This window comes from bacterium, from assembly GCA_035559435.1.
GTDB lineage: Bacteria > Zixibacteria > MSB-5A5 > WJJR01 > WJJR01 > JACQFV01.
The window spans coordinates 1-14,215 of the sequence record DATMBC010000090.1 but is presented as its reverse complement, the minus strand read 5'-3'; the positions used below and the strand labels follow the sequence as shown (position 1 = coordinate 14,215).

Sequence of the window (14,215 nt, the reverse complement as noted above, 5' to 3'; positions counted from 1 at the left end):
GACCACAAGCATGACATACCCGCCGAGCACCGCCACCATGACCAGCATGCCCGCGACCGTGACCCAGCCGGCCCAGTAGAGCGTGCAGAAGTGGAAGACCGCGCCGAAAACCCATGCCCGCCAGGCGACCGCGCGCCAGGGAGGCATGGTCTCCCCCGCCAGACCAACAATCCACAGGGCGATGGCGGGCAGAACAAACGCCAGCGAGCCGAGATTGAAGGGTGGGTAAGCCAAGGCCAAGGCCGCACCGGCGATCACCGACCAGGAGAGCGGGGCGCGGGCGAACAGATCACGTGATTCGACCAGTGGCATCGCGCAAAAGGTCAGGGAGTTTGGGGCCTGGAGCAAGGAGCAAGTGGATGGGACGGGTTGGATCATAGGAGGCGGTGACGCGCAGAGGAGCGACAAAGATCCCAAGACCCGGCGCTCTTTGCCGGGTCTTGGGATGACGGGGATTGTCCGTGTTGTGGAGTAGAGTATGCCGGGGTGGTCCCAAGTGTGGACTTTCTGGATTGGGAGGGCGAGGCCCGAAGGCGCCGAGCCTGCGCTTTGCGGCCATGGAACGAAGAGCAGGCTCGGCAGAAGCCTCGCCATCCCGAAGCAAATGGTCCAACTGACGGCGGCTACTTCAGACGGACTTCGCGTGGGGCGGAGATCAGGTGGCCGATGACGCAGGCGTTCTCGCCGGCGTCGGCCAGACGGGCGAGGATGTCGCGCGAATGCTCGGCGTCGACGGCGATGATCATGCCGATGCCCATGTTGAAGACACGGAACATCTCATCGCGGTCGACCTGGCCGGTCTGCTGCAGGAAGGTGAAGACGCGCGGCACGGTCCACAGCGAGGTGTCGATGACCGCGGCGATGTTCTCCGGCAGGATGCGGATCAGATTGCCGGGGATGCCGCCGCCGGTGATGTGGGCCATGGCATGGATCAGATCGGCATCCAGAAGCGGCCGGAGGATCTTCAGGTACGAGCGATGGACCGCCAGAAGCGATTCGCCAACGGTGGCGCCATCGAGCGCTTCGGGTTTGTCGTCGTAGCCGTAGTCGTTCAAGTCGAAGATGATCCGCCGCACCAGCGAGTAGCCGTTGGTGTGCGGGCCGCTCGACGGCAGGCCGATCAACGCCTGGCCCGCCTTGAGACGGGAGCCATCGAGGATGCGTTCGCGCTCGACAATGCCGGTGATGAAGCCGGCGACATCGTAATCGCCGCTTTTGTAGATGCCCGGCATCTCGGCGGTCTCGCCGCCGATGAGCGCGACACCGTTTTCACCGCAGGCGTCGGCAAACCCCTCGATGATGGCGGCGACCACCTCGGGGTCCATCTTGGCGATCGCGATGTAGTCAAGGAAGGTGAGCGGGCGCGCGCCGGATGTCAGGATGTCGTTGACACAGTGATTGACCAGGTCGGCGCCGATGGTGGAGTGACGGTTCCAGCGGATCGCCAGCTTGAGCTTGGTGCCGACACCATCGCAGCTGGAAACCAGCACCGGATCGGCATACCCCTTCAGGTCGAGACGAAACAGTCCGGAAAACGGCCCGACCCCCGCCAGGACATTGGGGGTGTAGGTCCTGCGGGCCAGTTTGCCGATACGGGAGACCGCTTCATCGGCGGCATCGAGATCGACTCCAGCGGCGGCGTAAGTGAGTTTTTCCGGCATGGTTCTCCTCTGGGCCGGACATTAAGGGGAGTTTTTCCGCGGAAGTCAATCGCGAGGAATCGCGCGCGGCGGCCCACCGGGCGCGTTTACGTGAAGTCCAGCGGATCGACATCGATGGTCAGCGCCACGCGTCGACGCGCCAGGAGCGTTTCATTCTGGGTGCGGAACTCCTCGACGGCGCCGGCGGCGGCGCGGATGTTGGCGGTCTTGATCAGCGCGTTGACATAATGCCGGCGGGCGCGCCGCGGGATGAGTGCCGGCGCCGGGCCGAGCAGTTTGCCGAGATGACGGGCGTCGGCCTGACGCGTCTTCCAATAGCCGGCGAAGGCAAGCGCCGACTCCATCGGCGCGCGGGGATTTTCCGAGGAGAACGCCAGCAGAAGCAGGCGCGTGTACGGCGGATAGCCGAGACGCTGGCGGCGGGGCAATTCGCGTTCGTAGAAGGATTCGACATCCTGGGCCGCGGCCAGTTCGATGAGTTCATGGTCGGGATGAAAGGTCTGCACAATGACCTCGCCGGCGCCCCCCTCGCCGCGCCCGGCGCGCCCGGCGACCTGCGTCAGCAACTGAAAGGTGCGTTCCTCGGCGCGGAAGTCGGGGATCGCCATCTGCTGGTCGGCCCAGATCACGCCGACGACGCCGACCTGCGCGACATCGAGCCCTTTGGTGACCATCTGGGTGCCGACGAGCAGATTGAATTGATCGCCGGCGAATCCATCGAGGGCGGCGGCCGCGGCGCCGACCCTGGCGGCGATGTCGGCGTCGAGACGGGCCAGACGAATCTCCGGGTCGAGGGCGGCAAGCATCTCCTCGATTTTCTGCGTGCCGACGCCGCGCAGCAGGAAGTCGACGCCGCCGCAGGCGGGGCATGATTCGGACGCCGGCTGCGACCGGGCGCAGACGTGGCAGCGGTAGGTGTGGTCGCTGGCGTGAAAGGTGAGCGCCAACCCGCAGTCGGCGCAGGTTTCCGTGTGGCCGCAGAGTTCGCAGGACACCAGCGTCGAGTGGCCGCGGCGGTTGAGAAAGACAATCGCTTTGCGTCCGGCGCGGATGGTGCGCAGCAGGGCATCGCGCAGGTCATTGGTGATCCAGCCGTCGCCGCCGCGGGCGGCGCGTCGACGCAAATCGACCACGCGCACCGTCGGCAGCGACCGTCCCTGGACGCGCCGGGACAGACGCAGGAGTTGATACTTGCCGGCGCGGGCGTTGTGGATGCTCTCGCAGGACGGTGTGGCCGAACCGAGCAGGCAGAGGGCCTTCTCCAGCCGGGCGCGCACCACCGCCAGATCGCGCGCCTGATAGCGCGGCGCGGGATCGGCCTGCTTGTAGGAGTCGGCGTGCTCCTCATCGACAACGATCAGCCCCAGATTGGGGATCGGCGCGAAGACCGCCGAGCGCGCGCCGACAACCAGCCGGTAGGCGCCGGCGGCGATCTGTTGTGCCATGATGAAACGCGCCTGAGTGGAGAGGCCGCTGTGCCAGACGGCGATCGGTTCGCCGAGGGTCGCTTCGAGGCGGCGGATCATCTGGCTGGCCAGGCCGATTTCGGGCACGAGGAAAATCGCGGTGCGATTCTGGGTCCAGACCCGACGGATCGCCTCGCAATAGAGCGCGGTCTTTCCCGATCCGGTCGGTCCCCACAGGAGCGCGGTCTGGCCGGAGGCCGCATCGAGCAAGGGCTGCAGCGCCTCCCAGACTTCGCATTGATCGTCATCGAAGCGGTCGCTGCCGGGTTCCGCCGCGACGTTGGACGCGGCGGCGGTCATTTCGGGCGGCGTGATCTCGGGGAGGGCGGTCATGCGCCATTCGGATTCGACCCAGCCCTTCTCAATCAGGTGACGCAGTGTCGCGAGCACGGCGGCGCGCTTGCGTTTGGTGCCGTTGAGAATGGTGTCAAGCGTGACATGGCGCCGAGCGGAGAGGATGTTGAGCAGTTCCTGGTCGACGGGCGCAAGGCGTTCGACGCGTTGCCTGCCGGTGTCCCAGGCGAGCGGCTTGCGGCGGTAGACCAGTTTTGCGACGCCCAGCGAAGGGCCGGCGGCGCAGGCAAGCGCTTCGCCCCAGGAGCTGAGGTAGTAATCAGCGACCCAGCGGGTGAGCGCGAGAATGCCGGCGGGGATGCGGAATCCTGCCGCGGGGCGGTGGATGGTTTTCAGGCCGGTGATCGGCCCGGATTCCTTGTGCAGTTTGACCACGATGCCGATGCTGTCGCGTCCGGCCAATGGCGCGACCACGCGATCGCCCACCTGGATGCCGCCGGGCCAGTCCTCGGGGACGATGTAAGTGAATTCCTTGCGCAGAGGCAGGTTGAACGCCAACGAAGCCAGCAGCATGGCGGAAAGGTGCGATGCCGATGCGGCGGATGTCACGGGGGATTGCGGTGTGTGGATCATTTTGTGATGGTGTGGCAGTGGCGCACATGCAGGACAAGGGGCGTTTGGCCCCTTGGTGGATGCAGCAATGTGAGTTGTGATGAGACTGCCTTGCGTTTTGCCCTCTCCGCAAGAGGAGGGCAAAGCCCGAAGGTTCTGAGCCGCCACAGGTGATGGGCGCGTCGGTCAACGATTCGCAATCCCTTGGACGGCGACGCGATGGACATGGAAGCCACGTGGTTATCCTGCCGCGGCGGCTCGCCGGGAGGCTCGCCCTCCCGGAGTCGGCATGGTGTGTCGGCGGGCGATATACACACGGGGCGCTGCGGGTGTAGAGTTGCACGTGACGCGGAGCAGACAAAAGCCAGTGCGCACATCGATCCGCAGGCAAAAAGATTGCTTTGTCGGCCCGAATCGCCGCAGGCGATTCGGGCCTCCTCGCAATGACGGTGTGGGGCGGTGTGCGGGATTCCTGAGGATTCTACGGCGGTTTCGGCGTGTGTGTAGATACCGCGACATGCACCGGTCGCGTGTGAATGGCGATAACTTCTCCCGTCATTGCGAGGAGGAGTCCGCCGAAGGTGGACGACGACGAAGCAATCCTTGTTCCGCCCCGGCACTCCGTCGGAGCGTTCAACACAAACAGGGGCGGGTCTGCGACCCGCCCCTGCGTGGATTGGCGTGGGATGCGACGGCTACGGGCACTTCGGGGCCCACTCGCGCAGTTCATCGACGCGATTGAGCTGGGCCAGCGTGACCTTCATCATCTTGCAGAGGGCCTGATCATCGGGGAACAGTTCGGTGCCCTTGCGCAGCGCCTCCTCGGTGCTGTCCCAGACCGCATTCTGATCGAAGGCGCCGGGCTGGGCGGTGATGATCTCCCAGACTTTGTTGAGCGTGGCGCTTTGGCGGGCAGCGTCCTCTTCCAGCTGGGCATCCACGGCCAGACTGGCGACCGAGTAGTAGCAAATGCCCAGCAGCCGCCAGGTCTCATGGTCCTTCTCGTCGAGTTCAACCACCTTCTTGAACCGCGGGATGGCGCGGGCGAAGTTTTCCAGCGACGATTCGAGGAAGGCCAGACGCGTGGCCTTGGCCGGCGAATTGCGGCCATCGCGCTCGATCACCTTGGTGGCCGCGGCGATCGAATCCTGCAGACGGACGGCGTTGTTGTAATAGAAGATGCCGAGGTTGTACCAGGTGTCCTTGTTGTTGGGATCCTCGTTGACCGTGATTTCCTGCCACTTGTAGGCCTCGGTGTCGTTGCCCAGACGCGAGAAGATGTCGGCCAGGGTCACGATCGAGTTGATGTCCTTGGGGTAGAGACCGAGGTAACGCCGGTTGATGGCGAGACACTCCTGCCATTTCTGGGCGTCATAATAGGCGGCGCCCAGCGAGCGCAGCAGGTTGTTGTAGCGGTTGCGCTTTTCCTCGTTGAGTTTTTTGTACTTCGCCTCGAATTCCTTCCACGCCTCGGTCTTTTCCCCCTGGCCGGTGAAGAAGACGGTGGTGTCATACCAGTTGGTGGTCGAATCGAGGAACTCGTTTCGGTGGAACAACGACTCGGCGCGGACAAAATCGGCCAACCCGGCGGTGTTGTCGCCCATGCGCTGCAGCACGATGCCTCGGGTGGCATAGGCCCGGAAGTCATCGGGACGCAGCAGCGTGCAATGCCGCAGCGCCTCGATGGACATTTTGCGGACCTTCTCGACCACGATGCGCATGCTGTCGGCCTTGGCCGAGTCGGTCTGTTGCTGCGCGATGTCGGCCAGCGAGTCGGACTGCGAGAGGAGGTTGACGCCGCGGTTGAAGCGGTCGAGCCATTTGGAATCGATCAGTTTGCCGATGTCCTTGCCCTTTTTGGCCCAGTCCTTCTCGCCGGCGAACTTGCGGGCCAGCGCATACTCGGCCATCATGCTGTCGATCTCGTCACGGGAGGCCCAGACCGTTCCCAGGAGCAGATGCACCTCGAAGTTCTCGGGGTAGTGCTGGCGCGCCATCTCGAGGTTGCGTTGCGCGCGGTCGTATTCGGGCGGGTTGGTGCCCAGCGCGATGCGCGCCGAGCGCAGGTACACATCGACCGGCTGCACGATTTCAGTCTGCGGCTGGGCCCGGAGCGTGGACGCAAGCCCCAGGGTCACAAGCGCCGTCAGCACAATCACCCGTCGGGTGGTCATTGTCATTGCCTCCATCAGGTTATACACCCGGCTCGATTCGAAGGTGCGGCCGGAAGCCCACCATTATAGGGTTAAGCTTCACGGTTTCAAGGACATTTTAACAGTTCTGCCCGCCGGTGCGCGGTTTGTGTCAGTCGTCATCGTCGGCAAACCTACCAGGTCCGGCGCGCGGTATAGGTCAGCACGGTTTCGCCATCGGCGGGCACGGTGATCTCCCACTCGGCCTTGGCCGCGTCCTTTTTGGTGTGCTTGTGCGACTCCTGGACAATCCGCCAGTCGCCGTAGTTGTGCTCGATCACCGTGACCACGACCGTTTCGGTCTTGTGGTTGCGCAACTTGATCACGAAATCCTCTTCCGAGACCCGGCTGGAGATGTTGCGCTGGGCGGTCTGCACGCGTTCGCCGACGATGTCGAAGGCGTTGCCGAGGAAGGCGCGGACCTTTTCGTCTTTGGGTGTGTGGTCGATCTGGTCCTCGCCGACGAATTCGAGGGAGCCGTCGGTGTCGGCCTTCATGACGCGGATCGTGCCGCGCGGCAGCGGAATGCCGAGGCCGGCCTCCTTCGAGTTCATGAATTCCATCGAGACCCGGACCTTGGTGTTGTCGCGCGCGCCATCGTAGGTGAAGATCTTTTGCGCCTTGACCCGCGCCGGGGCAAACAGCGACAACTGCTTGATCTCGTTGTCGCGAATGGTGGACGGACGGTCGAGGGTGTAGAGATGGTATTCGAAGAATGTTCTCTCCTCGAAGCCGGCGGCATCGGCGTAGGCGAGCATCTCCATCGCCGCCTTGCCGCGCGGCATCGGGGGACGCACGCGGTTGACATCGCCGGCGATCAACTTGATGGCCGCATCATCATAGGTGGCGCCCGAGTGGTTGTCGATGGAGACCCATCCGGACAAATCGAGCGCATCCTCGGAAGCGGCAATGTTAGCGACATACTGCGCGTTCCAGCTGATCTGCGAAGTCAGGTAACGCACCTCGGAGGCATGTTTGCCTTCGAGGTTGGAATTCAGCTTCCAGACCAGTGTGGGGCGGGTGATCAGGCCCTCGGGCAGCGAGGGGAAGCTTAAGTCGACGATTTCGGTGCGGCTGATGATCACCAGCCCGCCATCGGGCAGGCGAAGGGTCAGCGCCGCGGGGTCGGCGGCCAACAGCACGCCCTCGTGCACCTTTCCTTCCTTGTTCATCACGCGGATGGTCTTGTCGATGTACTTCTCGAGAATCCTTTCGGAGGAGACCAGGTCGTAGCGATAGTTCTGCTCCAGGAGGATGACCTCGCCGGGCGAGCGGACGGCCGCAAACGACACCGAGGTCGCATCGATGGCGGAGGCGACATCGGTGAAGGCCAGATCGAAGATGCCGCGTTGGTAGTCGAGCTGGCGGGTGTCTTTGACCAGCGCGAGGTTGTCGTTGTAGATCGTGATCTGCACGCCGGCGGCAACCGGCGTCACCTGGAGCCAGCCGACGAGCGCGCTGGCGATAATGAGGCGGCGCATGACCCTCCCCCTGATCGGGCTTGTGGATGTCCCGACGGCGCCTGCGCGGCGCCGCGTGGCGATTCGCTGTCCATTCACAGGGTTATTACAAACGAAAGCGCGATTTGTTGCAAGCGGAATTGCGGCGGGGCGGCAGGGGGCTTTCAGGCCCTTGCCCGGCGACGGGCCCGGCGCGCCATTGCAATCGGTTCCCAATTCGTGGATGCGGCTCTTGAGCCGTGTCGCCAGCCACCGCATGGCGGTTCGTGTGTGGTGGCTGCAGGGCGGGTCCCAGACCGGCCCCTACGCATCGGGATGAGGTTCAATCCATGTGCGGGGGGCCCGGTTACCAGCCGACCAATTGCTCGAGGTTGGATTCGAGCTTTTTGACCATCGCCTCGAAGCTGTCGCGTTTGGCCTTCTCCTTGTCGACCACGTCGGCGGGGGCGTTGGCGAGAAAGTCGGCGTTGGAGAGTTTTTTGTTAATCCGTTCCAACTGCTCGGTGTTGTGTTTGAGTTCCTTTTCCAGCCGTTTGCGTTCCGCCTCCAGATCGATCAACCCCTCGAGGGGGATGATGATTTCGGCGTCGCGGATGACGGCGGTCGCCGACGGGATCGGCTTTTTGATTTTCTTGTCGACGGTCAGGTTGCCGATTTTCGCCAGGGCGCGGATGTTGGCCTCCAGATGCTTCAGACTGGCCAGGAGGACATCGGTGTCGACCTTGACGATGCAGTCGATTTCGCGTCCGGGCGGGATGTTCATCTGCGAACGGATGCCGCGGATGCCGACGATGACATCGAAAGCATGCTGCATCTCAGCATCCAGCCGGCTGTCGCGTCGCGCGGCATCGGCGGTCGGCCACGGGGCGACGGCGACATGGGCGGGCGCATCGGTCAGCAAGGGACGCATGGTCGCCCAGAGTTCCTCGGTCACAAAGGGCGCGGCCGGGTGCATCAGCCGCACGATGTGGTGCAGGACATGGAGCGAGACCGCGCGCGCCACCTCCTGCTCGTCGGGTGTCCCCTTCTGGAACCGCTGCTTGACCAGCTCCAGGTACCAATCGCAGTAGTCGGACCAGACGAAATCGTAAAGCGACTTGGCGGCGGCGTTGAACTTGAACTCATCCAGTTGCCCGGTAACGGTCTCGATGGCGGCGGCCAGACGGCTTAAGATCCAACGATCGGCCAGGTGGAGTTGATCATCGGGAACCGTCAACGCCAGCGGGCGCGGCCGGGGATCCTCGCCCTGATTGGCCAGCACCAGACGCGAAGCGTTCCAGAGTTTGTTGGCGAAGTTGCGTCCCAGTTCAAAGGTGGCGGGCCCGACATTGGGGTCCTGACCTTCAGGGGCGGCCAAAACCAGCGACAGACGCAGCGCATCGGCGCCATGCTCGGCGATGACATCGAGCGGATCGATGCCGTTGCCCAGCGACTTCGACATGCGCCGTCCCTGCGCATCGCGCACGGTGCCGTGGATGTAGACATCCGAGAACGGAATCTCGCCCATGAACTCGCAGCCGGCCATCACCATGCGCGCCACCCAGAGGAAGATGATCTCGGAGGCGGTGAACAGCGAATCGGTCGGATAGAAGGCGCGCAATTCATCGGTCTTCTCCGGCCAGCCGAAGGTCGAAAACGGCCAGAGCCAGGAGGAAAACCACGTATCGAGGACATCCTCATCCTGCCGGTACTCGCCGGAGGGCGGTGTGGCGCCGACATACACTTCGTCGCTGCCGTTTTTGTACCAGACCGGGATCCGGTGCCCCCACCAGAGTTGGCGGGAGATGCACCAGGGACGGATGTTCTCCATCCAGTGCAGGTAGACTTTCGACCAATGGGGTGGATGGAATTGGATCCTCCCATCGCGCACCGCGGCGATCGCCGGCGGGGCCAGTTCGGACATCTTCACGAACCACTGCTCGGAGAGGAAGGGTTCGATGATGGTGTTGCAGCGGTAGCAGACCGCGGCGCCGAGTTTGTACGGCTCAATCTTGTCGATCAGGCCCTGGGCTTCGAGGTCGCGCACGATGCGTTTACGGGCCTCGTAACGGTCAAGCCCGGCATAGGGCCCGCCCTCGGCGGTGATCTTACCTTCCTTGTCGATCACTTTGACGGTCGCGAGATTGTGGCGGCGGCCGATTTCGAAGTCGTTGGCGTCATGCGCGGGCGTGACCTTCATCGCCCCGGTGCCGAACTCCATGTCGATGTAAGCGTCGCCGACCACCGGCAGGATCCGTCCGATCAGCGGCAGGACCGCGCGCTTGCCGATCGATTTGGCGTGGCGCTTGTCTTTCGGATTGACCGCGATGCCGGTGTCGCCGAGCATGGTTTCGGGGCGGGTGGTCGGCACGACGATGTAGCCGGACTTGTCTTCCAGCGGATACTTGATGTACCAGAGACTGGAATCGCGGTCCTCGCGTTCGAGTTCATCGTCGGAGAGCGTCGTGCCGCAACGCGGGCACCAGTTGACGATGTAGGTACCCCTGTAGATCAGGCCTTTGTCGTAGAGGCGAACGAAGACTTCCAACACCGCGCGTGAGAGCCCCTCGTCCATGGTGAAGCGGGTGCGCTCCCAGTCGCAGGAGCAGCCCATCAGCCGCAACTGGCGCAGGATCGTGTCGCCGTTTTTCTTTTTCCAGTCCCAGACGCGTTGAAGGAAGGCGTCGCGTCCGAGCCCCTCGCGGGTTTGGCCGTCCTTGATGACCTGCTTTTCGACCACGACCTGGGTGGCGATGCCGGCATGATCGATGCCCGGCAGCCATTCGGTCTCGAAGCCAGACATGCGCTTGTAGCGGATCATGATATCCTGCATCGTGTTGTTGAGCGCATGGCCAAGGTGTAGTACGCCGGTCACGTTGGGCGGCGGAATGACGATCGTGTACTTCCGCTTGGCGGAATTCGGGTCGGCGTGGAAGTAGCGGTTCTGTTCCCACGCCTCCAGCCATTTGGCTTCGGAAGATTTGGGGTCGTAGTTTTTCGGCAGTTCGATCTTGCTCATAATGTCCCATCGTTCGGACCGCCACCGGCGCGTCCGTTGACCGTGCCTGGCCAAGTCAAGTTGCTGAAGTTATCGACAAAAGCGGATGGGGTCAACAGCGGCTCGGGGAAGCACGAGGATGGCGTGCGGGGTTGAGCGTGTGGCGAGAGGTCGGAGATTCCTGTCTGACCTGCCATCGCCGATTGGGTGCGGCTTCATTGCCCCCGAGCGGCGATGGCCATGCGCGCGAGACTCGCCCTGCCGAATCTATCGCCTCGTTCGGCGGGTCATAAAGCCGACGCGCACTCACGAGGCGATGGACAGACAGGAATGTCTGTCCTCCTGAAGATTGGCTTCAAATGCGAAATAGGAGGTCGGAGATTCCTGTCTGACCTGCCATCGCCGCTTGGGGGCGGCCTTATCGCCCCCAAGCGACGATGGCAATGCAAGGGAGGCGCGCCCTGCCGAATCTATCGCCTCGTTCGGCGCTGCAATCGATCAGTCGCGATGAGTGCGAAAACAAAGATTCCAAGCCGGCCGCGGCGAAGAGCGCCGCGGCCGGCTTGGAATGACAGACGTTGCAGGAGGTCGGACAAGGATGTCAGTCTTCCTGTTTGCGGATTTTATCGGACGTGAAATACGGCGATGAAAATCCGGGATGTATTTCGACGTGAATGTCACAATCACGCGCCTGTGACATAAAGAACTCTCGAATCCGCGGCGATCAGCGCAACCGCCCGTACCATGCGACAAGATGGCGAGCGCGGCGAACGATCGGTCTGTGGGTGTCTCACGGCGCGAGACGGCTGTGGTCGTGGTGATTTTGCTGCTGCTGGTCATCGCGCAGGCCGCCTACCTGTGGGAATTCAGCATCGACGATGTCGGAATTTCGTGGCGTTACGCGCATCATCTGGCCGACGGGCACGGACTCACCTGGAATCTCGAGGGTCCGCCGGTAGAGGGATATTCGAATTTCCTCTGGGTGATTCTGCTGGCGGTCGCGGGGTCGCTGGGGTTTGAGATTGAGACCTCCGCCAAAGTCATCGGACTTGAGCTCGCCCTGGCAACACTGATCCTCTTAACGCTCATCCTGCGCCGTCTGTTCGGGACCGGCCGTTTCTGGTGGGCGCCCGCGGCGTTGGTCGCGGTGATGCCGGAATGGATTGCCTGGACGGTCAGCGGCTTGGAAATTGCGATGTTCGGATTCTTCGCGTTGTTGGCCATTTATGCCATCATTCCCGGTGTCTCCGGACGCGCATGGCAATTGAGCGTGGCGATGGCCGGGCTAACCCTCACGCGCCCGGAGGGGTTTGTGCTGGGCGGCGTGATGCTGGCGGCGTATGCGCTCCTCGGGGGCAACGGTCTGAAGTCTCGCCGGCGAATGGTCGCTGCGCCTTTGGCCACGCTGGCGCTGACGTTGTCGGCGCTGGTCGGTTTCCGCCTCCTCTACTTCGGTTACCCGCTGCCGAACACCGTCTACGCGAAGTTCTCCTCCGCGCTGCCGTCGCTGAAGCAGGTCGGGCAGTGGGCGGTGTTTGTGCTGCCCTACTTCGTGGCCGCGTTGATGGTCCTACGCAAGATGTCGTCGCCCGCGCAACGATTGGTCATTGGGACGGCACTGCTGGCCGTGGCGGCGCACGCGCTCGCAATCTTGCCGGTCAATCCAGTGATGAACCATCTGCACCGCTACCATGTCGCGCTGCTGCCGTTGTGGATGCTGGCGTTGCCGGTGGCGCTGGCGTGGCTGTGGACGCGGCGTCGGGCGGCGGCGAGTGTCGTTGTGGTCGCGCTGACTCTCTGGGCGGCGCAAGGATGGCCGAGGGCGCGTCATTGGGCGGACGCGGCGGCCTACCGGCACAAGATCCAGCGTTGTGTGGTGGCCGCGCTGGCCGAACTACCGAACAATCCGACGGTGGCGATGTTCGACGCCGGGCTGATCCCCTACTGGAGCGATTTGCCGACGATCGACGCGGGAGGACTCTGCGATGTCGACATCGCGCGTTCCACCTCGCCGCAGGCGGAGGTCATGAAGCGCGCCCCGGCGGTGTATGTCACCAGCGTCGCGTCGATGACCTCGGGCTTTGAGCAGCCGCTTCTGGGCGCGGACAAGTGGATGTACCAGACCGGCAATTTCTCGCGGGTGTATCGTTTGTGGCGTCCCTGCATCGGTGTCGACCGTCCGGAGGGGGCCTACGACTACGCCATCCTCGTGCTGGCCCGCTGGGCGCGCGACAACAGGGTGCGGATTCCGGCGCGTCGGGAATTCCGCGATATGGCGCCATCGCCCGACGGTCACGCGATGACCATGGCCCGCGGGCAGAGTCCATGCGAACGTACCGCCGATTCGGTCGGTCGGGTTCCCCCGTACGGCCCACTCTTGAGCGTCCCCGACACCACTTCGGCGCTCTAACCACGGCCGTTCCCGTCCCCCATGCGGATTCCACCGGTCCCCTTCCGGGCAAAGCGGACCGGTTGCCTCGGGGATGATGATCAGGTACAATGCGGTCGGAGTGCCCGACCGTACCATGACGTCTGACAACATTTTGCCGACCCGCTCGTCCTCCTGGATGCTGCCACTTTTGCTGGCGCTGCTGGTGGTGGGTGTGCAGGCGGCGCTGTTGTGGGATTTCAGCATCGATGATGTCGGGATCTCGTGGCGCTATGCGCGTCATCTGGCCGACGGGCACGGCCTGCGGTGGAATCTCGAAGGGCCGCCGGTCGAGGGATACTCGAACTTCCTCTGGGTGATTCTGATCGCCATTCCGGGCGCGTTCGGGATGGACATCGCCCTGGCATCGAAGATACTCGGCTTCGCGCTGGCGTTGGCGAACATCGCGCTGTTCGCCATGGTTCTGCGCCGGCTCTTCGAGGGGTACCGTCTATGGTGGACGCCGCTTCTGATGGTGGCGGTCACGCCGGAATGGACGGCCTGGTCGTTGAGCGGGCTGGAGATCGCGCTGTTCGGCTTTTTCCTGCTGCTTGCGCTGGGGGCCTTCACGCTCACATCGCCGCGACGCGGCGTCGTGCTGGCGGCGGCGTGCGCCGGATTGACATTGACCCGTCCGGAGGGATTCGTCGTCGCCGCGCTCATCCTCGGGGTGTGGATCCTGCTGATGCGGGGCGAGACGATCGGTGCGCGTTGGCGGATGGCGCGTGTGCCGTTGTTAACGTGGCTGATCACGCTGGCGGGGCTGGTGGGGTTCCGCCTGTGGTATTTCGGCTATCCGCTCCCGAACACGGTCTACGCGAAATTCTCGACGTTTCTGCCCTCGTCGGCGCAGGTGGGGCAATGGATGGTGTTTGCGCTGCCGTTTGTCGCGGCATGGGTTGTCGTGGCGGCGCTTCATCGACGGAATGGACTCCGACATGAGTTGATCCTGCCGCTGGCGGTGGCGGCGGTGTGCGCGGCGGCGCACACGCTGATGATTCTGCCGGTGCACCCGGTAATGAACTTCCTGCACCGCTATCATGTGGCGCTTCTCCCCTATTGGCTCCTGGCGCTGCCGCCGGCGCTGGACTGGCTGGCGCGGCGACGGCGGGCATCAGCGCTGGC

The 14,215-nt window shown here is 63.7% G+C and carries 8 protein-coding genes; 2 read left to right on the top strand and 6 right to left on the bottom strand.

Going from position 1 to position 14,215, the window contains the following annotated elements; translation table 11 throughout:
- The 6 genes from VNN55_10600 to VNN55_10575 form a co-directional block, all read right to left on the bottom strand.
- The coding region (locus tag VNN55_10600) for a hypothetical protein (protein HWO58003.1) at window positions 1-312 on the bottom strand (312 nt) is incomplete at its 3' end.
- 311 nt (window positions 313-623) lie between these two features.
- Window positions 624-1,661: a phosphoribosylformylglycinamidine cyclo-ligase gene (gene purM / locus VNN55_10595; GenBank protein ID HWO58002.1), complete on the bottom strand. Its 1,038-nt coding sequence runs from the start codon at window positions 1,659-1,661 to the stop codon at window positions 624-626.
- 86 nt (window positions 1,662-1,747) lie between these two features.
- Window positions 1,748-4,030 carry a primosomal protein N' gene (priA, locus tag VNN55_10590; GenBank protein ID HWO58001.1) on the bottom strand — a complete coding sequence of 761 codons (2,283 nt, stop codon included), beginning with the start codon at window positions 4,028-4,030 and terminating at the stop codon, window positions 1,748-1,750.
- 698 nt (window positions 4,031-4,728) lie between these two features.
- On the bottom strand, window positions 4,729-6,213 hold the full coding sequence (locus tag VNN55_10585; protein HWO58000.1) for a tetratricopeptide repeat protein: 1,485 nt from the start codon (window positions 6,211-6,213) through the stop codon (window positions 4,729-4,731).
- Between the two features lie 146 nt (window positions 6,214-6,359).
- Window positions 6,360-7,706: a DUF4139 domain-containing protein gene (locus VNN55_10580; protein HWO57999.1), complete on the bottom strand. Its 1,347-nt coding sequence runs from the start codon at window positions 7,704-7,706 to the stop codon at window positions 6,360-6,362.
- 325 nt (window positions 7,707-8,031) lie between these two features.
- A complete protein-coding gene (locus VNN55_10575; GenBank protein ID HWO57998.1) occupies window positions 8,032-10,683 on the bottom strand; it encodes a valine--tRNA ligase in 2,652 nt (883 codons plus the stop codon).
- A gap of 787 nt (window positions 10,684-11,470) precedes the next feature.
- On the opposite strand from VNN55_10575, the gene VNN55_10570 reads away from it, so the two are divergent.
- Together VNN55_10570 and VNN55_10565 are read left to right on the top strand one after the other, a co-directional pair.
- On the top strand, window positions 11,471-13,072 hold the full coding sequence (locus tag VNN55_10570; GenBank protein ID HWO57997.1) for a hypothetical protein: 1,602 nt from the start codon (window positions 11,471-11,473) through the stop codon (window positions 13,070-13,072).
- Window positions 13,073-13,187: 115 nt separating this feature from the next.
- Window positions 13,188-14,215: hypothetical protein (locus VNN55_10565; protein HWO57996.1), on the top strand; the 1,028-nt coding region annotated here is incomplete at its 3' end.